Consider the following 19,581-nt stretch of genomic DNA (forward strand, 5'->3'; position numbering starts at 1 on the left):
TGGTGTCCGACTCCCTTCACGAACCGTGGCTGCGCGGCATCGCCTTCAACCCGACGGCGCCCTCCGAGGTGCTGGTACGCCTGCTGGATCGAGCGCTCCGGTGCGCCGCCCCTCGCGGCGTTCCGCGGAGCTCCCCCCGGAAGAGCCGTCGGCCCGGTGTCCCGCGGCGGCCGATCATGTGGCAGGATGCTCGCTCACGACACCCCCTCCTTCGCGCCCCGGGCCTGTCCGTGCCGGGCGCAGCGACCGGGGGAGAGGTCTGTCCGGCGGGCGCGGCGAGGTGGGGGGAGACCCCTCGCGGGGACGGCGGGCACCCGGGCCCGGGGGAGCCCTGACAGCGAGCACCAGCAGCGGCCGAGGGCGGAGCAGACCATGACCACGAGCGGCATGACCAGCGGCGGACCGAAGGCACCCGGGCATGCGCGCAGCGGGCTGAAGCACTGGGCACTGGTCGCCGCCGGGTGCGGCGCGGTGGTGGCCGGGGCGCTCGCGGCGGACCCGGCGCAGGGCACGCCGACGCCGGTGCGGCCCACCGCCGAGCCGGTGCCCGCGGCCGCCGCACCCGACCCGGGGAAGGCCGAACTTCCCCTTGACTGCGGGCCCTTCGGGGTGTCCGTGGCACTGCGGGCCAGCGCGACGGTGGACGGGGTGCCCAGCACGGTGGTGGCCGCGCACTGCGCGGCCGGCAACGGCACCCCGCCGGACGGCGTCTACCTGCTCACCAACGGCCCGGACGGCCGGCCGAAGGTCGCCGAGACGCTGCTCGACCCGGTGAAGGACGGCCTCACCGTCACCGCGCTCACGATCCGCAGCGACGGCGCGATCCGCGGCCACGCCCAGGGCTGGTCCTCGGACGACGTGCCGCGCTGCTGCCCCGACCGGGCGGTGGACCTCAGCTGGACGCGGCAGGGCGAGGACTGGGTGCGGGCGCAGAGCGCCGTGCCCGCCGGACAGGTCTGACCGGGCGCCCGGGCGGGCTGACGGGCCGTCCTGCGGGGGCCGGGCTGAGCCGGGCTCAGCCCGGCCGCGCTCACTCGGCGTCGGGGCCGTACACCTCGACCCGGTCGTGCACCCGGCGCACGTGGATGCAGTCGCCGGGGCAGTCCTTGGCGGAGTCCACCACGTCCTGAAGCAGGGTCAGCGGGACGGGCACCGTCTCGCCGGGCTGCTGGCGCAGCTCGTCGTCCTCGCCCTTCACGTAGGCGAGGCCGTCGATGTCCAGCTCGAAGACCTCCGGCGCGTACTGCGCGCAGATGCCGTCGCCCGTGCACAGATCCTGGTCGATCCAGACTTCGAGCTCTTCGCCGGTGGCCGACATGTTCCCTGCCGTTTCTGTCACGGAACGCCCCGCTTTGCGTGGCATTTCCACTCGCACTCCAGAGCCGACCTTACCCCCGCCCTGCTTTGAACCGTTGAGCGGTGGGCACATCCACTACCAGAGGGGACGCAACGCAAGGGCGAAGATCGGACACGCCCGATCCATCTTTCTGATCTAGGGGTTTACAGACCCCTGGCTGCAGGTAGGTTTGGGTCGTCCAGCTCCCCCAGGAGGAGGTGAGGACCGTGGCAGCCCACGATGACGACTACAACCGCAGCGCCGGCCGGCCCGCTCGTGGTTCCGACGAGGCCGCGCAGGTCTCGTACCTCGAGCAGGAGATCGCCGTCCTGCGTCGCAAGCTCGCCGACTCGCCGCGCAACTCGAGAATCCTCGAGGAGCGCATCGTCGAGCTCCAGACCAACCTGGCCGGTGTCACCGCCCAGAACGAGCGGCTCGCCGCCACCCTCCGCGAGGCCCGCGACCAGATCGTGGCTCTCAAGGAGGAGGTCGACCGCCTCGCCCAGCCGCCGGCCGGGTTCGGCACCTTCCTCGAGGCCAACGAGGACGGCACGGTCGACATCTTCACGGGCGGCCGCAAGCTGCGGGTCAACGTGAGCCCCAGCATCGACCCCGAGGAGCTGCGCCGCGGCCAGGAGGTCATGCTCAACGAGGCCCTGAACGTCGTGGACGCGATGGCCTTCGAGAGCATCGGCGACATCGTCACCCTCAAGGAGGTCCTGGAGGACGGCGAGCGCGCCCTGGTGATCGGCCACACCGACGAGGAGCGCGTCGTCCGGCTCGCCGAGCCGCTGCGCGACCTCACCCTGCGGCCCGGCGACGCGCTGCTGCTGGAGGCCCGCTCCGGCTACGTCTACGAGGTGGTCCCGAAGTCCGAGGTCGAGGAGCTGGTCCTCGAAGAGGTCCCGGACATCGACTACCGGCAGATCGGCGGTCTGGGCACCCAGATCGAGCAGATCCGCGACGCGGTCGAGCTGCCCTACCTGCACGCCGACCTCTTCAAGGAGTACGAGCTGCGCCCGCCCAAGGGCGTCCTGCTGTACGGCCCGCCCGGCTGCGGAAAGACGCTGATCGCCAAGGCGGTCGCGAACTCGCTGGCCAAGAAGGTCGCCGAGGTCACCGGCCGGCCCCAGGGCAAGAGCTACTTCCTCAACATCAAGGGCCCCGAGCTGCTCAACAAGTACGTGGGCGAGACCGAGCGGCAGATCCGCCTGGTCTTCCAGCGGGCCCGGGAGAAGGCGAGCGAGGGCACGCCCGTCATCGTCTTCTTCGACGAGATGGAGTCGCTGTTCCGCACCCGCGGCTCCGGCGTCAGCTCGGACGTGGAGAACACCATCGTCCCGCAGCTGCTGGCGGAGATCGACGGCGTGGAGGGCCTCGAGAACGTCATCGTCATCGGCGCCTCCAACCGCGAGGACATGATCGACCCGGCGATCCTGCGGCCCGGCCGCCTGGACGTCAAGATCAAGATCGAGCGGCCGGACGCCGAGGCGGCGAAGGACATCTTCTCCAAGTACCTCAAGGACTCGCTGCCGTTCCACCCGGACGACGTCAAGGAGCACGACGGCTCGGTGCCCGCCACCGTGGGCGCCATGATCCAGTCCGTGGTCGAGCGGATGTACTCGGAGACCGAGGACAACCGCTTCCTCGAGGTCACCTACGCCAACGGCGACAAGGAAGTCCTGTACTTCAAGGACTTCAACTCCGGCGCCATGATCCAGAACATCGTGGACCGGGCGAAGAAGATGGCCATCAAGGACTTCCTCGACCACGGCCAGCGCGGCCTCCGCGTCTCCCACCTGCTCGCCGCCTGCGTGGACGAGTTCAAGGAGAACGAGGACCTGCCCAACACCACCAACCCGGACGACTGGGCCCGGATCTCCGGAAAGAAGGGCGAGCGGATCGTCTTCATCCGCACCCTCGTCACCGGCAAGCAGGGCGCCGAGTCCGGTCGGTCCATCGACACTGTCGCCAACACCGGGCAGTACCTGTAAGGACCGCGAACCCTCCGTCCGGCTGCGGTGCCCACCCGCCCCGCAGCCGGACGGCGCGTCTCACAGGACCACTACGGGCAAGGAGGGCCGCATGACCGTACGCCGCGTGATGGGCATCGAGACCGAGTACGGGATCTCCGTGCCCGGCCACCCGAACGCCAACGCCATGCTCACCTCGTCCCAGATCGTCAACGCCTACGCCGCGGCGATGCACCGGGCCCGCCGGGCCCGCTGGGACTTCGAGGAGGAGAACCCGCTGCGCGACGCCCGCGGCTTCGACCTCGCGCGCGAGGTGGCGGACGCCAGCCAGCTCACCGACGAGGACATCGGCCTCGCCAACGTCATCCTCACCAACGGCGCCCGGTTCTACGTGGACCACGCGCACCCCGAGTACAGCTCGCCCGAGGTGACCAACCCCCGCGACGCGGTCCTCTGGGACAAGGCCGGCGAGCGGATCATGGCCCAGGCGGCCGCCCGCGCCCTGGAGCTGCCCAACGGGCAGAAGATCCACCTGTACAAGAACAACACCGACAACAAGGGCGCCTCCTACGGCACCCACGAGAACTACCTGATGAAGCGGGCGACGCCGTTCGCCGACATCGTCCGCCACCTCACCCCGTTCTTCGTCTCCCGCCAGGTGGTCACCGGCGCCGGCCGGGTCGGGCTCGGCCAGGAGGGCTCCGCGAACGGGTTCCAGATCAGTCAGCGCGCCGACTTCTTCGAGGTCGAGGTGGGCCTGGAGACGACCCTCAAGCGGCCGATCATCAACACCCGCGACGAGCCGCACGCCGACGCCGAGAAGTACCGCCGACTGCACGTGATCATCGGCGACGCCAACCTCTCGGAGATCTCCACCTACCTCAAGCTGGGCACCACCTCGCTGGTGCTGGCGATGATCGAGGACGGCTTCATCGCCGTCGACCTGGCCGTCGACCAGCCCGTGCGCACCCTGCACCGGGTCTCGCACGACCCCGGCCTGACCCACCTCCTCCAGCTGCGCAGCGGCCGCAAGCTCACCGCCGTCCAGCTGCAGATGGAGTACTGCGAGCTGGCCCGCAAGTACGTCGAGGACCGCTGGGGCCAGGACGCCGACGACCAGACCATGGACGTGCTCGCCCGCTGGGAGGACGTGCTCGGCCGGCTGGAGCGCGACCCGATGAGCCTGTCCAGGGAGCTCGACTGGATCGCCAAGCGCGAACTGCTGGAGGGCTACCGCCAGCGCGACGGGCTGGACTGGGACAACCCCCGGCTGCACCTGGTGGACCTGCAGTACAGCGACGTGCGGGCCGACAAGGGCCTCTACAACCGCCTGGTGGCCCGCGGCCGGTTCGAGCGCCTGCTCACCGAGGACGAGGTCACCCGCGCGGTCTCCAAGCCCCCGGAGGACACCCGGGCGTACTTCCGCGGACGCTGCCTGGAGCAGTACGCCGAGCACGTCGCCGCGGCCTCCTGGGACTCGGTGATCTTCGACCTGCCGGGCCGTGACTCGCTGCAGCGGGTGCCCACCATGGAGCCGCTGCGCGGCACCAGGAACCACGTCAAGGAACTCCTGGACCGCTGCCGGACGGCCGAGGATCTGGTTCGTGTACTGTCCGGAGGGTAACTCTTCGATCACCTGGGGTGAAATCCCCGCCGAAGGGGAATCATTCCGGTGAGCGCCGGGCGTTGAACGTAAACCGGGCGCGAATGCCGTACCCGGCGGATAGGGTCTGACCACACAGAGCGAGCGGGGTGAGGGAAATGGCTGGTAAGGACACCGGCGGCGGCCAGCAGCGGGCGAACCGCTCCTCCGAAGAGGTCGAGGAGCAGTCCGCAGAGGCGCAGGCCTCCGACGACCTGAAGGAGCGCCAGGAAAAGCTCAGCGACGACGTCGACGCCGTCCTGGACGAAATCGACGAGGTCCTCGAGTCGAATGCCGAGGATTTCGTCCGCGGATTCGTGCAGAAGGGTGGCGAGTAGGAGGGGGCATTCCCTTCCTGAAACCGCGCCGCGGAGACCGCGCTGCAGGTGTGTCACGGCATGCCTGCAGCGCGCTCTGCTCCCACCGCCCGCAGCGGCGCCGCCGATCGTGTGGATCAAGGGGCGCCGACGCGGGTAGGGTCCGGGCATCAGCTGCTCGACCGACTGCTTGACCGTCAACACGGAAGGAATCGTGTGGAAGCCAACACTGGTGGCACCGGGCGTCTACCGGCCGCCTTCCTGACCCCCGGGTCCTCGTCGTTCATGGACTTCCTCGGCCGCCAGGCGCCGGAGCTGCTGCCCGGCAACCGCCGCCTGCCCGAGGGCGTGCTCGAGGCGCCGCACGGCACCACCATCGTCTCCGCGATCTTCGACGGCGGCGTGGTGATCGCCGGTGACCGCCGCGCGACCATGGGCAACGTGATCGCCCAGCGCGACATCGAGAAGGTCTTCCCGGCCGACGAGTACAGCGCCGTCGGCATCGCCGGCACCGCCGGCCTCGCCGTCGAGATGGTCCGCCTCTTCCAGCTGGAGCTGGAGCACTACGAGAAGATCGAGGGCGCCGTGCTCTCCCTGGAGGGCAAGGCCAACCGGCTCACCACCATGATCCGGTCCAACCTGGCGATGGCCATGCAGGGCCTGGCCGTGGTGCCGATCTTCGCCGGCTACGACCTCGACCTCGGGCGCGGCCGGATCTTCACCTACGACGTCACCGGCGGCCGTTCCGAGGAACGCGGCTTCGCCGCCACCGGCTCCGGCTCGGTCTTCGCCCGCGGCTCGCTGAAGAAGCTCTACCGCGAGGACCTCGGCGGCGAGCAGGCCGCCACCCTCGCGGTGCAGGCGCTCTACGACGCCGCCGACGACGACTCCGCCACCGGCGGCCCCGACCTGGCCCGCGGCATCTTCCCGATCGTCTCGCTGATCACCGAGGACGGCTTCCGCCGGCTCACCGACGACGAGGTGTCGGAGATCGCCGTGTCCGTCACCGCCGGCCGCCGCGAGCACCCCAACGGGCCGCAGGCCCCGCTGCTCTAGTCCGCCACCCACCCAGGAAGAAGGGGACGACCGCCGGTGTCCACACCGTTCTACGTCTCGCCTCAGCAGGCCATGGCGGACCGCGCGGAGTACGCCCGCAAGGGCATCGCCCGCGGCCGAAGCGTGGTCGTGCTCACCTACGCCGACGGCATCGTCTTCGTCGCGGAGAACACCTCCCGGGCGCTGCACAAGGTCTCCGAGATCTACGACAAGATCGCCTTCGCCGCGGTCGGCCGGTACAACGAGTTCGAGAACCTGCGCATCGGCGGCGTCCGCTACGCCGACCTGCGCGGCTACTCCTACGACCGCGCCGACGTCACCGCCCGCGGCCTCGCCAACGTCTACGCCCAGACCCTCGGCACCATCTTCTCCTCGGTCGGCGACAAGCCCTACGAGGTCGAGCTGGTCGTCGCCGAGGTCGGCCGCACCGACGGCGACGACCAGATCTACCGGCTCACCCCGGACGGCTCGGTCGTCGACGAGAAGAACTACGTCGTGGTCGGCGGCAACGCCGACTCCATCGGCAACTACCTCGGCCAGCGGCACCGGGCCGGCATGGCCCTCACCGAGGCCCTCAAGCTGGCCGTCGACGGCCTCGCCCGCGACCCCAACGGGGGCAGCCCGCGCGCCCTGACGCCGGAACAGCTGGAGGTCGCGGTGCTGGACCGCAAGCGCGTCCAGCAGCGCAAGTTCAAGCGCATCCTGGGCGGCCAGCTCGGCCGCCTGCTCGGCGGCGACGCCTCCGCCGCCGAGGACGAGGAGCCCGTCGCCGACGAGCCGCCGGTGGCCGAGGGCGGGGCGCCCGCCGCCGAATAGCCCGCACGTGTGAATCCCGTACGGCACCCCACCGGTGCCGTACGGGATTCACGTGCGCCTTCCGGGATTTGACGCGGCGCCGTGGTCGGATTGCCGGCGACACCGTGACCTTTTCGGCTCCGCCGAAGGGGTTTCGAAATGCCCCCGGAAGAGAAAAGATGCCTCATGGACCGCCGAATTTTCGGGCTGGAGAACGAGTACGGTGTCACGTGTACGTTCCGGGGACAACGGCGTCTGTCTCCTGACGAGGTGGCCAGGTACCTCTTCCGCCGCGTAGTTTCCTGGGGCCGCAGCAGCAATGTCTTCCTGCGCAACGGTGCACGCCTCTACCTCGACGTGGGCTCGCACCCCGAGTACGCCACTCCCGAATGCGACGACGTCACCGAGCTGGTGACGCACGACAAGGCGGGCGAACGCATCCTGGAGGGCCTGCTCGTGGACGCCGAGCGACGGCTCCACGAGGAGGGCATCGCCGGCGACGTCTACCTGTTCAAGAACAACACCGACTCGGCCGGGAACTCCTACGGCTGCCACGAGAACTACCTCGTGGCCCGGCACGGCGAGTTCTCCCGGCTGGCCGACGTCCTCATCCCCTTCCTGGTGACCCGCCAGCTCATCTGCGGCGCCGGCAAGGTGCTGCAGACGCCGCGCGGCGCGGTCTACTGCGTCAGCCAGCGGGCCGAGCACATCTGGGAGGGCGTCAGCTCGGCGACCACCCGCTCCCGTCCCATCATCAACACCCGCGACGAGCCGCACGCCGACGCCGAGCGCTATCGCCGGCTGCACGTCATCGTCGGCGACTCCAACATGTCGGAGACCACCACCCTGCTCAAGGTCGGCGCCACCGACCTGGTGCTGCGCCTCATCGAGGCGGGCGTGGTGATGCGCGACCTCACCCTGGAGAACCCGATCCGGGCGATCCGCGAGGTCAGCCACGACCTCACCGGCACCCACCAGGTCCGGCTCGCCAACGGCCGCGAGGCCAGCGCGCTGGACATCCAGGAGGAGTACTTCACCAAGGCGCTGGAGTTCGCGGACCGCAAGGGCCTGAACACCGGCACGGTGGCCCGGGTGCTCGACCTCTGGGGGCGCACCCTGGAGGCCGTCCGCACCGAGGACCTGGAGAAGGTCTCCACCGAGATCGACTGGATCATGAAGTACCGGTTGATCGAGCAGTACCGCGAGAAGCACCAGATGACGATGTCCAACCCGCGGGTCGCCCAGATCGACCTCGCGTACCACGACATCCACCGCCGCCGCGGCCTGTTCTACCTGCTGCAGAACAAGGGCCGGGCGGCCCGGGTCACCACCGACCTCAAGACCTTCGAGGCCAAGTCGGTGCCCCCGCAGACCACCCGGGCCAGGCTGCGCGGCGACTTCATCCGCCGGGCGCAGGAGCAGCGGCGCGACTTCACGGTGGACTGGGTCCACCTGAAGCTGAACGACCAGGCGCAGCGGACCGTGCTGTGCAAGGACCCGTTCCGGTCGGTCGACGAGCGGGTGGAGAAGCTCATCGCGGGCATGTGACGCCCGCGCCGGGCACAGGCGGCCACGAGGGGTGGCGTCCGGGTGGGTCCGGGCGCCACCCCTCGCGTGCGTGCTTGCGCCTCCCCGGCTGCGGCGCCCCCGGGCCATACGCTGGCGACCATGCGACGAATCGCCGGACTGCCGGCCGTGCCCCTCGCCGCCCTGCTCGTCGCGGTGCTCGCCGCGTGCAGCCGCGGCTCCTCCGGATCCTCCGCCGCCTCGCCCGCCGCCTCCGCCTCGGCCACCGCGGTGCCGAGCCCGGTGGAGTCCGCGGACCCGATGCCCACCGTCTCCGGCGACTTCGGCTCCAAGGCCCAGATCACCCTGCCGCAGGGCCAGCCGAGCGGCGAGTTCGTCGTGAGCGTCGTGCACGAGGGCGACGGCGCGACCGTCGCCAAGGGCGACTGGGTGACGGTCAACTACACCGCCAAGGACTGGACGACCGGCAAGGACGTCTCCAGCTCCTACGACACCGGCGGCAAGCCGCAGCTCTACCAGGCCGGCAGCGGCCAGCTGGTGCCCGCCTTCGACCAGGCGGTGCTCGGCAAGAAGGCCGGCAGCCGGCTGCTGGTGGTGGCGCCGCCGGCGGCGGGCTTCGGCACCTCCGGGAACACCGCGGCCGGGGTGGGCGGCCAGGACACCGTGGTCTTCGTCCTCGACATCCTCGACGTGGTGCCGCCGGACTCGACCGTCTCCGGGGAGATGACCCAGCCGCCCGCGACCGCACCGCAGGTCAAGGACAACGGCAAACAGGCGCCGACGATCACCATCCCGGCCGGGCAGAGCCCGCCCACCGAGCTGCAGACCTACGTGCTGATCAAGGGCGACGGCAAGCCGGTGCAGTCCGGTCAGCAGCTGCTGGTTCAGTACACCGGCGTGCTGTGGTCGGACGGCTCGCAGTTCGACTCCTCCTACTCGCACGGCGGCGCGCAGGCCCTCCAGGTCGGCACCGGCAGCCTGATCAAGGGCTGGGACCAGGGCCTGGTCGGCCAGACCGTCGGCAGCCGGGTGATGCTCGTGGTGCCGCCCTCGCTGGGCTACGGGAACCAGTCCAGCGGCCCCGTCCCGGCCGACGCCACGCTGGTGTTCGTCATCGACATCCTGGAGGCCGTGTAGCGGCCCGCCCGGGCCCGGGGCGCGCGCAGGGCGCGCCCCGGGCGGTTCCGAGCGCGCCCCGGGGGCGGGTTCCGGACGGGCCGGGGGCCGGGTTCCGGACCGGCCCCGCGGAGGTTCCGGGCAGGTTCGGGAGAGGCCCGCGGGAGATCGGTCCCCGTACGACCGGTCCGACACGTCCGGGGCCGGGTGACGGGCACAACGATCGCGCACCGGGAGGGCCCGTCCTCATGCGGACCTGACATACTGCTGGCGTTTTCGGCACCGTGGCAGCGCCGTCAGGTCCGGCGAGGGCGTGGCGGGCGAGATGGATGGGGAGCAATGTCTGAGAAAGCGTCGAGCCCGGGCGAGGCCGGTACCGCCGCCGACCCCGCGGCCGCACGGCCCGGCGGCCCGCTGCCCGGCGACGGCGAGTCGATCGTCGTCCCGCCCGCGATCCTGAAGCAGCAGGCCGGCTGGGGCCAGGCCCCTGCCCGTCCCGCCGGCGAGAAGGACGAGGAGCCGCAGGTCTTCGCCTCGACCGTGCGCCGCAAGGACCTGTCGGAGGCCGGCTACGACGAGGACCCGCCCGGCGCCGGCCGACTGGGCGCGATCCTCGGCACCGTGCTGGCCGTCCTGCTGGTCGGCAGCTGCATCACGCTGTACATGGTGAACAAGGACGACGGGAAGTCCTCCGCGGCCTCCACCCCGGACGCGGCGGCCACCGCATCGCCGACGCCGTCCGTCGACCCGGTGCCGCCGATCAAGGACAACGCCAAGGTGCTGCCGACCGTCACCGGCGAGTTCGGCTCCAAGGCGACCATCACCCTGCCCAAGGAGGCCGCCGACGGCACCTTCGTGGTCAAGGAGCTGAAGGCCGGCGACGGTGCCAAGGTCGACAAGAACACCTGGGTGACCGCCGACTTCTCGGCCATGGACTGGGGCACCGGCAAGGAGATCGAGGGCTCCTACAAGAGCGGCAAGCCGCAGCTCTTCCAGGCCGGCGCCGGCAAGCTGATCCCGGCCCTCGACCAGGCCGTCACCGGCCACAAGGCGGGCAGCCGGCTGCTCGTGGTCGCCCCGCCGGCCGCCGCCTTCGGCGCGCAGGGCAACAGCCAGATGGGCGTCGGTGCCAAGGACACCCTGGTGTTCGTGATCGACATCAAGAACGCCACCGCCCCGGACACCGTGCTCAGCGGCGACATGACGGCCCCGCCGGCCGACATGCCGAAGGTCAAGGACAACGGCAAGAAGCCCGCCGACATCACCCCGGTGCCCGGCACCCCCGAGGTCAAGGACCTCAAGTCGCACGTCCTGATCCAGGGCAAGGGCCGCAAGATCGAGGCCGGCGAGAAGGTCCTCGTCCAGTACACCGGCGCGCTCTACAAGGACGGCAAGGTCTTCGACTCCTCGCTCAAGCGCGGTCAGGCCTTCACCTTCGTCACCGGTGGCGGCGGCGTCATCGAGGGCTGGGACAAGGGCATCACCGGCCAGACCGTCGGCAGCCGGGTCGAGCTGGTGATCCCCGCCTCGCTCGCCTACAAGGACCAGGCGCAGGGCGACATCCCCGCCAATTCGACACTGGTCTTCGTGATCGACATCCTGGATGCCGGCGTCGGCGCCCAGGACTAGTCCCGGGGCGGACGACCGGGGCCGTTCCCGGACCGCGCGACACGTCGCGCGGTCCGGGAATGGCCCGGACGGGCAGCGGCGCGCCGTACGGTGGACCGCAGCGGTGCCTGCCGCCCCGTCATGCCCGTACCACCGAACGAGATGAGTCTGTTGTGAGCCTTTCCAAGCCGGAGATCGACTTCCCGGGCGGCGAGCCGCCGGCGGAGCTGCAGATCCGCGACATCGTGGTGGGCGACGGCGCCGAGGCCAAGGCCGGTGCGGTCGTCGAGGTGCACTACGTCGGTGTCACCTTCTCCACCGGCGAGGAGTTCGACGCCTCCTGGAACCGCGGCCAGACCTTCCGCTTCCCGCTCGGCGCGGGCCGCGTCATCAAGGGCTGGGACCAGGGCGTCCAGGGCATGAAGGTCGGCGGCCGGCGCGAGCTGGTCATCCCGCCGCACCTGGCCTACGGCAACCAGTCGCCGAGCCCGCTGATCCCCGCGGGTTCCACCCTGATCTTCGTCGTCGACCTGCTCGGCGTCTGAGACACCCCCGCAGCGCCGGGCCGCACCCCCTCGGGGGAGCGGCCCGGCGCTGTCGTCGTCCGGTCCGGACGGGCTCGGTGTCCGGTCCGGACGGGCTCGGCTTTTGCTCAGCGTGCCCGGACCGGTACGGTCGGGTCCGCCGGATCACGAAGGTGCCGGTCGGACGGACAGGAAGGTCAGCGATGGCGATCGCGAAGGCGGAGCGGTTGATGAACCTCGCCCTCTGTCTGATGAACACCAGACGGCCGCTCTCCAAGAAGGAGCTGCGGGAGTCCGTCGAGGCCTACCGGGAGGCCTGGCAGCAGGGCAGCGAGGACGCGTTCAACCGGATGTTCGAGCGCGACAAGGACGACCTGCGCGAGCTCGGCCTGGTCATCGACGTCGACGAGAACGCGCTCGACGGCGAGATCGGCTACCTCGCCCGCCGGGACCGCAACCGCCTCCCCGAGATCGTCCTCGACGCCGAGGAGGCCGCCGCCCTCACCCTGGTCGCCCGGGTCTGGCAGCAGGCCAAGATGTCCGGTGCGGCCAGCGGCGCCCTGCAGAAGCTCAGGGCGGCCGGCGTGCCCTTCGCCGAGGACGCCGAGCACACCGCGCTCGAGCCGCGGATCCCCGCCCGCGAGGCCGCCTTCGAGCCGCTGCTGGTCGCCGCCCGCGACCGGCGCCCGGTCACCTTCGACTACCGCAAGGCCGGCGCCTCCGCCGCCGAGCAGCGCGCCGTCGAGCCCTGGGCCCTCGAGTGCTGGCGCGGCCACTGGTACCTGGCCGGCTACGACCGCGACCGGCAGAGCGCCCGGGTCTTCCGGCTCAGCCGGATCACCGGCAAGGTCCGCTCCCGGGCCGGCAGCTTCACCGGCGAGGTCCCCGAGCACGTGGACGTCCGCGCCCACGTCGCCCGGTTCGCGGGCGAGGGCGCCGTCACCGAGGGCGCCACCGCCACCGTCCGGCTCCGCCGCGGCGCCGCCTTCCCGCTCCGCGGCCGGGCGATCGCCACCACCCGCGTCGACGAGCACTGGGACGAGCTGGAGATCCCGTACGGCTACGGCCTCGGCGCCGACCTGGCCGAGTTCGGGCCCGACGTCGTCGTCCTCGGACCGGACGACCTGCGGGCGGACGTCATCGACCGGCTGCGCGCCGTCGCCGGAGTGGGGGAGTAAGGGCATGAGCAACGCGATCGACCAGACCCGGCGGATGCTCTCGCTGGTCACCTACCTGCGGGAGCGCCCCGGAGCCGAGGTGGCCGAGGTCGCCCGCGCCTTCGGCATCACCGAGCGCGAGCTGATCGGCGACCTCCACGTGCTGCCGATGTGCGGCACCAGCTTCCGCGGCGGCGACCTGCTCGACATCGACACCGACGGCGACCGGATCTGGTGGCACAACGTCGACGACGTCGCCCAGCCGCTGCGCCTGGCCGCCGACGAGGCCACCGCCCTGCTGGTCGCCGCCCGCGCGGTGGCCGGCCTGCCGGGCCTGCGCCGCCGCGACCGGGAGGCGCTCACCCGCGCCGTCACCAAGATCGAGGACGCGGCCGGCGAGAGCGCCGAGTCCAGCGCCCGGGTCGGCGTGACCTTCGAGGCCGAGGGCCAGGTCTTCGCCGACATCGACCGCGCGCTCACCGAGGGCCGCCGGCTCTGGCTGCGCTACTGGTCGCACGGCCGCGGCGGCATGACCGAGCGCGAGGTCGACCCGATCCGCCTGGTCACCGAGGGCCACACCTACCTCGAGGCCTGGTGCCGCACCTCCGAGGACCGCAGGATCTTCCGGCTGGACCGGGTCGCCGAGATCAAGGTGCTCGACGAGCCCGCCGACCCGCCGCGGATCGAGCCGCGCGACCTGTCCGCGGGCCTGGTCAACCCGGCCGCCGACGACCCCGAGGTGATCGTCGAGGTCGGCCCCGGCGGCCGCTGGGTCGCCGAGTACTACACCCACGACAAGGCCGAGGAACTGCCCGACGGCGGACTGCGGATCACCCTGCGCAGCGCCGACCCGTCCGGGCTGCGCCCGCTCGCCCTGCGGCTCGGCCGGGACGGCCGGATCGTCTCCCCGCCGGCCCTCGCCGAGCAGGCCCGCGGGGCGGCCCTCGCCGCCCTCGCCGGCTACCCGGAGGGGCAGGCCTGACGGGTGGGGTACGGCACCAGATTCCAGGTCTACTGCTCGCAGTGCCGGGAGAAGGTCGAGCTCCCGGCGGAGGACTTCCGGCTGGTGCTCGGCCCGACCCGGGAGCGCACCTTCTACGGCTTCGTCTGCCCGGAGTGCGGGGTGTCCGTCCGCAAGCCGGCCGGGGAGAAGATCGTGCAGGCGATGACGGCGGCCGGGGTCAGCACCATGCGCCTGCTGCCGGTGGAGGGCTGACCGACCGGTAGGGTCGTGCCATGCCGTGGACCCTCACCGCCGCCGTCCTGCTGGCCACCGCCGGCCTGCTCGTCCTGGGCGTGCTCGCCGTCCGGCTCTGGGCGGACGTCCGCTCGCTGGCCCGCGCGGTCGACTCCGCCTCGCGGGCCCTGGCCGCAGCGGCGGCCGACCTGCCGGGCCGCTGACCTGCCGGACGGCCGACCTCCCGGGCCTCCGATCTGCGAGGCCGATCACCGGACCGGTGTTCCCGCGGGCCGGGTACCCTCGTGGCAGGCCCCGCGGTGCGGCCGGGGCCGCAGTGGGACGGCGGTTGCCGGGCGGCAGCCGGCAACGACTACCATCGCCCGCAACGGGGAGGACGCGCCCCGCTGAGGGAATGGTGGTGCACATGCGCATCTCGCCGACGGCGATCCTGGTGGTCGCGGTCCTCGCGGTGCTGCTCTTCGGGGCGAAACGCCTGCCGGACGCCGCGCGGGCCCTCGGCCGGACGCTGCGCATCCTGCGCAGCGAGGCCAAGGCCCTGCGGACGGACGGCGCCGGTGCTCCGCCGCAGGCGCGGCCCGCGGCGGAGCCGGCACCGATGACGATCAAGCGGGCACCCGGGTCGGGCGACGCCCGTCCGGTCGGTGCCGCCGACCACGGCGCGGCCCCCCGGGGCTGAGCCGGTACCCACGGCCATCGGGGGCCCGCCGTCCGGCGGGCTCCGTCGTACGAGTTGAGGACCGGGCTTGAGCAAGTCTTCCAAGGCGCCGAAGCCGCCGAAGGACCCCGAGGGCCGGATGGCGCTCGCCGACCACCTGCGCGAGCTCCGCAACCGGGTGGTCAAGTCGGTCCTGGCCATCGTGATCACCACCGTCGTGGCGTTCTACTTCCACCGGGAACTCACCAACTTCCTGCTCGAGCCGCTTCCCTCGTGCGGTGAGAAGGGCCTGACGGCCACCGGCGAGCGGTGCGGCGTGGTGTCGACCATCGGCCTGCTGACGCCGTTCACCCTCGCGCTGAAGGTCAGCCTCACGGCCGGCGTGGTCGCGGCCACCCCGGTCTGGCTGTACCAGCTCTGGGCGTTCGTCGCGCCGGGCCTGCACAAGCACGAGCGCAAGTACTCGATGAGCTTCCTGGCGGCGGGTGTCCCGCTGTTCCTCGCGGGCGCCGTCCTCGCCTACCTGATCCTGCCCGCCACCGCGGAGATGCTGATCTCCTTCGCACCGACCGAGACCGTGCCGATCATGCCCGCCGAGGACTACCTCGACGTGGTGACCCGGATGGTGCTGGTCTTCGGCGGTGCCTTCGAGCTGCCGCTGCTGCTGGTGATGCTGAACCTGATCGGCGTGCTGAGCGGCAAGCGGCTGCTGGGCTGGTGGCGCGGCATGGTCATGGGCATCACCGTGTTCGCCGCCTTCGCGACCCCCAGCGCCGACCCGCTGAGCATGCTCGCGCTGGCCGCGCCGATCTGGGCGCTCTACTTCCTGGCGGCGGGCATCGCCCTGCTCAACGACCGCCGCCGGGCGCGGCGCAACCCGGACGCCGGGCTGGGCGACGAGGAGGCCTCGCACCTGGACCTCTCGGTCGAGGGCGTGGACGGCCCCGAGTCGATCGAGGCCTCGGCCGCCCCCGAGGCGCCCGCGCCGGTGCCGGCCGCCCGCACCGAGCAGATGGACGACATCACCTGATCCGTGCACTCCACCGGAAGCCCCGGACCGCCGAGCACCCGGCGGACCGGGGCTTCCTGCGTTCCGGCGGGTCCGAATGCGGCCCGGTTGAGGCCCGATGGGGGTCTGATGGGAGTGACGGGAAGAACCCCGCCCGGGGGCGTCCCGGAGGAGGCGCGCAGCATGCCGAAGGTGACCACGCAGAGCCCGGCCGACGGGGCCGCGCCCGCCCTGGCCCGGCGCGGAGAGCTGGAGGGCTGGACGGTGGACCACGTCGAGTTCCGGGAGCCGGTGGACGGTGCGGCGGCGATGGCCGGCCTGCCCGGCGGTTGCAGCTGCCCGCACTGGGGGTACGTGCTCCGCGGCCGGATGGCCTTCCGGTTCGCCGACCACGAGGAGGTCTTCGAGACGGGCGACGTCTTCCACCTGCCGCCGGGCCACGTGCCGCGGATCGCGGCCGGCACGGAGATCGTCCAGTTCAGTCCGACCGCGCAGCTCCGGGCCTTCGAACGGGCGGTGGCCGCGGCGGCGGAGGACCGGCCGGGGTGACCCTTCCCAGCCACTGGGCCATGTGACATATTACTTTGGTGCTCACGCAACCCAGCCACGACGTCGTGGTGATCGGCGCCGGCGTCGTCGGCGCCGCCTGTGCCTACTACGCCGCCCGGGCCGGCCTGCGGGTCGCCGTGGTCGACCGCGGCCCGGTGGCCGGCGGCACCACCGGCGCCGGCGAGGGCAACCTGCTCGTCTCCGACAAGGAGCCCGGCCCCGAACTCGACCTCGCCCTGCTCTCCACCGGCCTCTGGCGCGAGCTCGCCGAGGAGCTCGGCCCGGCCGTCGAGTACGAGCCGAAGGGCGGCCTGGTGGTGGCCGCGGCGCCCGCCGGCTTCGACGCCCTGCGGGGCTTCGCCGCCCGGCAGCGGGCCGTCGGGGTGCGGGCCGAGGAGATCCCCGCCGACGAGCTGCCCGCCCTCGAGCCGCACCTCGCCCCCGGCCTCGCCGGCGGCGTCCACTACCCGCAGGACGCCCAGGTCCAGCCCGCCCTCGCCGCCGCCCACCTGCTGCGCGCCTCCGGCGCCGACCGCCACCTCGGCGAGACCGTCCGGGCACTGCGGACGACCGCCGCAGGCGCCGTCTGCGGCGTGGTCACCGACCGTCGGGAGCTCGCCGCCGCCGCGGTGGTCAACGCCGCCGGCACCTGGGGCGGCGAGGTCGCCGCCCTGGCCGGGGTCGACCTGCCGGTGATGCCGAGGCGCGGCTTCGTGCTCGTCACCGAGCCGCTGCCGCGGATCGTCCGGCACAAGGTGTACGCCGCGGACTACGTGGCCGACGTGGCCAGCGGCTCCGCCGCCCTGCAGACCTCCGCCGTGGTCGAGGGGACCCCTGCCGGGCCGGTGCTGATCGGCGCCAGCCGGGAGCGGGTCGGCTTCGACCGCACCCTGTCGGTCGAGGTGCTGCAGCGGCTCGCCGCGCAGGCCGCCGCGCTGTTCCCGGTGCTCCGCGGGGTCGCCGTCCAGCGCGCCTATCGCGGCTTCCGCCCCTACCTGCCCGACCACCTGCCCGCCGTCGGCGCCGACCCGCGGGTGCCCGGGCTGTACCACGCCTGCGGCCACGAGGGGGCCGGCATCGGGCTCGCCCCCGCCACCGGCCTGCTGATCGCCCAGCAGCTCACCGGGCGGCCCACCGCGCTCGACCCGGCGCCGTTCCGCGCCGACCGCTTCCCGGCCCCCGCGCCTGCGGGCACCGGCGCCGAGCGGGCCGCAACCGAACAGGCCGCCACCGGGCCGTTCGTCACCGGGTCGTTCGTCACCGGGCCGTCCGTCACCGACCGAGGAGAGGCATGACCGCGGACCGCACCCCCGCCCGGCTGGCCGACGCCAGGCCGGGGCCGGGCCACACCATCGAGTTCGACGGCCGGCCGGTGCCCGCGCTGCCCGGCCAGAGCATCGCCGCCGCCCTGTGGGCCGACGGCATCCTGGCCTGGCGCCGCACCAGGGTCGGCGGACGGCCGCGCGGCGCCTTCTGCGGCATCGGCGTCTGCTACGACTGCCTCGCCACCGTCGACGGGCAGCCCAACCGGCGCACCTGCCTGATGCCCGCCGAACCCGGCACCGTCGTCACCACCCAGGAGGGCCACGGCCGTGCCGACCTCGCCGTCTGACCCGACCGCGCCGCCCGTCCCCACCGCGGAGCCGTACGACCTCGCGGTGATCGGGGCCGGACCCGCCGGGCTGGCCGCCGCCGTCACCGCCGCCGGACTCGGCCTGCGCTGCGCCCTGCTGGACGCCGCCGAACGCCCGGGCGGCCAGTACTACCGGCACCCCGCGCCCGGCCTCGGTGCCGCCCGCCCGGACCGCCTCCACCACCACTGGCCCGCCGTCACCGCTCTGCTGACCCGCCTGGACGCCCAGGCGCGGGCCGGCCGGATCGACCACCTCACCGGCCACCACGTCTGGACGGCCGAGCAGGGCGAGCCCTGGCGGCTGCACGCCGTCGTGGGCCCGGCCGGCAGCGGCAGCGCGGTCGTCGAGGCCCGCCGGGTCCTGCTCGCCACCGGCGCCTACGAACGGCAACTGCCCTTCCCCGGCTGGACGCTGCCCGGGGTGGTCACCGCCGGCGGCGCCCAGGCCATGCTCAAGGCCGGACTGGTGCTGCCCGGCCGCCGGATCGTGGTCGCAGGCAGCGGTCCGCTGCTGCTCGCCGCCGCCGCCTCGCTCGCCGCGGCCGGCGCCCGGGTGCCCGCCGTCGTCGAGGCCGGCGACTACCTCGGCTACGCCCGCACCCCCGCCGCGCTCGGCGCCCTGGCCGCCAACCCCGGCAAGCTCGCCGAGGGTGCCCGGCACGCCGCCCTGCTGCTGCGCCACCGGGTGCGGCTGCGGCCGCGCACCGCCGTCGTCGCGGTGCACGGCGAGGACCGGGTCACCGGCGTCACCGTCGCCCGGCTGGACTCCGCCTGGCGGCCCGTCCCCGGCACCGAGCGGCGGATCGCCTGCGACGCCCTCGCCGTCGGCCACGGACTGCTGCCGCAGATCGAGCTCGCCACCGAACTCGGCGCCCCCACCCGCACCGGCCCGGACGGCGCCGTCGCGCTCGCCGTCGACGAGCGGCTGCGCACCGGCCTGCCCGGGCTCTGGGCGGCGGGGGAGACCTGCGGCGTCGGCGGCGCCGACCTCGCCCTGGTCGAGGGCGAGATCGCCGCCCGGGAGATCGCCGGCCGGCCGGTGCCCGCCGCACTGCGCGCGGCGCGCCGCCGCCGACGGGCCTTCGCCGAGCTGCTGGCCGCCGCCCACCGCCCCGGCCCGGGATGGACGGACTGGCTCACCCCGGAGACCGACGTCTGCCGCTGCGAAGAGGTCCCGGCCGCCGCGGTCCGGGAGGCCGTCGAGGAGCTCGGCGCCGGCGACGCCAGGACGGTCAAGCTGCTCACCCGGGCGGGCATGGGCTGGTGCCAGGGCCGGATGTGCGGTCCCGCGGTCGCCTGCCTCGCCGGCGGCGGCGAGCCGCGGCCCGACAGCCGCCCGCTGGCCTGCCCCGTTCCGCTCGCGCATCTCGCCGACGCCGTCCCGCGGCCACCGGACGGTCCCTGAACCGGCCGTCCGGAGCGAGGGCCGGCCGGCCCGCACACCGGGCGGCGGGTCGCCCTTGTGGCGGCTCATGAAGGTCTG

The 19,581-nt window shown here is 73.0% G+C and carries 21 protein-coding genes; 20 read left to right on the top strand and 1 reads right to left on the bottom strand.

Features of this window, described 5'->3' with window-relative positions; genetic code table 11:
- The first annotated feature begins 372 nt into the window (after nucleotides 1-372).
- Complete coding sequence (locus tag AB0442_RS27610; protein ID WP_366166143.1) at nucleotides 373-960, top strand: hypothetical protein; 588 nt, start codon at nucleotides 373-375, stop codon at nucleotides 958-960.
- 70 nt (nucleotides 961-1,030) lie between these two features.
- Here AB0442_RS27610 and AB0442_RS27615 read toward each other — a convergent pair whose 3' ends face one another.
- Nucleotides 1,031-1,318 carry a ferredoxin gene (locus AB0442_RS27615; protein WP_344621593.1) on the bottom strand — a complete coding sequence of 96 codons (288 nt, stop codon included), beginning with the start codon at nucleotides 1,316-1,318 and terminating at the stop codon, nucleotides 1,031-1,033.
- Between the two features lie 245 nt (nucleotides 1,319-1,563).
- On the opposite strand from AB0442_RS27615, the gene arc reads away from it, so the two are divergent.
- The 19 genes from arc to AB0442_RS27710 all read left to right on the top strand — a co-directional run bounded on the left by arc (nucleotide 1,564) and on the right by AB0442_RS27710 (nucleotide 19,503).
- Nucleotides 1,564-3,330, top strand: a complete 1,767-nt coding sequence (gene arc / locus AB0442_RS27620; protein ID WP_366166145.1) for a proteasome ATPase — start codon at nucleotides 1,564-1,566, stop codon at nucleotides 3,328-3,330.
- A gap of 91 nt (nucleotides 3,331-3,421) precedes the next feature.
- Nucleotides 3,422-4,933, top strand: coding sequence for a depupylase/deamidase Dop (gene dop / locus AB0442_RS27625; protein ID WP_366166147.1), 1,512 nt, complete (start codon nucleotides 3,422-3,424; stop codon nucleotides 4,931-4,933).
- A 137-nt stretch (nucleotides 4,934-5,070) separates the two neighbouring features.
- Nucleotides 5,071-5,289, top strand: coding sequence for a ubiquitin-like protein Pup (locus AB0442_RS27630; RefSeq protein WP_030274209.1), 219 nt, complete (start codon nucleotides 5,071-5,073; stop codon nucleotides 5,287-5,289).
- A 195-nt stretch (nucleotides 5,290-5,484) separates the two neighbouring features.
- Entirely contained in the window at nucleotides 5,485-6,324 is an 840-nt protein-coding gene (gene prcB, locus AB0442_RS27635; RefSeq protein ID WP_366166149.1) for a proteasome subunit beta, read from the top strand.
- Between the two features lie 36 nt (nucleotides 6,325-6,360).
- A complete protein-coding gene (gene prcA / locus AB0442_RS27640) occupies nucleotides 6,361-7,140 on the top strand; it encodes a proteasome subunit alpha (protein WP_366166151.1) in 780 nt (259 codons plus the stop codon).
- 165 nt (nucleotides 7,141-7,305) lie between these two features.
- Complete coding sequence (pafA, locus tag AB0442_RS27645) at nucleotides 7,306-8,667, top strand: Pup--protein ligase (RefSeq protein WP_030274214.1); 1,362 nt, start codon at nucleotides 7,306-7,308, stop codon at nucleotides 8,665-8,667.
- A gap of 120 nt (nucleotides 8,668-8,787) precedes the next feature.
- Nucleotides 8,788-9,783: an FKBP-type peptidyl-prolyl cis-trans isomerase gene (locus AB0442_RS27650; protein ID WP_366166153.1), complete on the top strand. Its 996-nt coding sequence runs from the start codon at nucleotides 8,788-8,790 to the stop codon at nucleotides 9,781-9,783.
- A gap of 318 nt (nucleotides 9,784-10,101) precedes the next feature.
- Nucleotides 10,102-11,391: an FKBP-type peptidyl-prolyl cis-trans isomerase gene (locus tag AB0442_RS27655; RefSeq protein ID WP_366166155.1), complete on the top strand. Its 1,290-nt coding sequence runs from the start codon at nucleotides 10,102-10,104 to the stop codon at nucleotides 11,389-11,391.
- Between the two features lie 152 nt (nucleotides 11,392-11,543).
- Nucleotides 11,544-11,915 carry an FKBP-type peptidyl-prolyl cis-trans isomerase gene (locus AB0442_RS27660; RefSeq protein ID WP_366166157.1) on the top strand — a complete coding sequence of 124 codons (372 nt, stop codon included), beginning with the start codon at nucleotides 11,544-11,546 and terminating at the stop codon, nucleotides 11,913-11,915.
- 182 nt (nucleotides 11,916-12,097) lie between these two features.
- Nucleotides 12,098-13,072: a WYL domain-containing protein gene (locus tag AB0442_RS27665; protein WP_366166158.1), complete on the top strand. Its 975-nt coding sequence runs from the start codon at nucleotides 12,098-12,100 to the stop codon at nucleotides 13,070-13,072.
- A gap of 4 nt (nucleotides 13,073-13,076) precedes the next feature.
- A complete protein-coding gene (locus AB0442_RS27670; RefSeq protein WP_366166160.1) occupies nucleotides 13,077-14,033 on the top strand; it encodes a WYL domain-containing protein in 957 nt (318 codons plus the stop codon).
- Between the two features lie 3 nt (nucleotides 14,034-14,036).
- Nucleotides 14,037-14,267, top strand: a complete 231-nt coding sequence (locus AB0442_RS27675) for a hypothetical protein (RefSeq protein WP_344621603.1) — start codon at nucleotides 14,037-14,039, stop codon at nucleotides 14,265-14,267.
- 20 nt (nucleotides 14,268-14,287) lie between these two features.
- The gene (locus AB0442_RS27680) at nucleotides 14,288-14,452 is read left to right on the top strand and encodes a hypothetical protein (protein WP_363543532.1); all 165 of its coding nucleotides are present in this window, start codon (nucleotides 14,288-14,290) and stop codon (nucleotides 14,450-14,452) included.
- Between the two features lie 203 nt (nucleotides 14,453-14,655).
- On the top strand, nucleotides 14,656-14,928 hold the full coding sequence (gene tatA / locus AB0442_RS27685) for a Sec-independent protein translocase subunit TatA (RefSeq protein ID WP_344621605.1): 273 nt from the start codon (nucleotides 14,656-14,658) through the stop codon (nucleotides 14,926-14,928).
- Nucleotides 14,929-14,995: 67 nt separating this feature from the next.
- Nucleotides 14,996-15,937: a twin-arginine translocase subunit TatC gene (gene tatC / locus AB0442_RS27690; RefSeq protein ID WP_366166162.1), complete on the top strand. Its 942-nt coding sequence runs from the start codon at nucleotides 14,996-14,998 to the stop codon at nucleotides 15,935-15,937.
- Nucleotides 15,938-16,099: 162 nt separating this feature from the next.
- Nucleotides 16,100-16,465: a hypothetical protein gene (locus AB0442_RS27695; RefSeq protein WP_366166164.1), complete on the top strand. Its 366-nt coding sequence runs from the start codon at nucleotides 16,100-16,102 to the stop codon at nucleotides 16,463-16,465.
- A 38-nt stretch (nucleotides 16,466-16,503) separates the two neighbouring features.
- The gene (locus tag AB0442_RS27700; protein ID WP_366166165.1) at nucleotides 16,504-17,760 is read left to right on the top strand and encodes an FAD-binding oxidoreductase; all 1,257 of its coding nucleotides are present in this window, start codon (nucleotides 16,504-16,506) and stop codon (nucleotides 17,758-17,760) included.
- Nucleotides 17,757-18,077, top strand: a complete 321-nt coding sequence (locus tag AB0442_RS27705; RefSeq protein WP_344621609.1) for a (2Fe-2S)-binding protein — start codon at nucleotides 17,757-17,759, stop codon at nucleotides 18,075-18,077. The genes AB0442_RS27700 and AB0442_RS27705 overlap by 4 nt, the downstream gene beginning before the upstream one ends.
- Entirely contained in the window at nucleotides 18,058-19,503 is a 1,446-nt protein-coding gene (locus AB0442_RS27710) for an FAD-dependent oxidoreductase (RefSeq protein ID WP_366166166.1), read from the top strand. The genes AB0442_RS27705 and AB0442_RS27710 overlap by 20 nt, the downstream gene beginning before the upstream one ends.
- The last annotated feature ends 78 nt before the right edge of the window (nucleotides 19,504-19,581 follow it).

Origin of the sequence: Kitasatospora sp. NPDC085895, from assembly GCF_040702125.1 — a bacterium.
GTDB lineage: Bacteria > Actinomycetota > Actinomycetes > Streptomycetales > Streptomycetaceae > Kitasatospora > Kitasatospora arboriphila.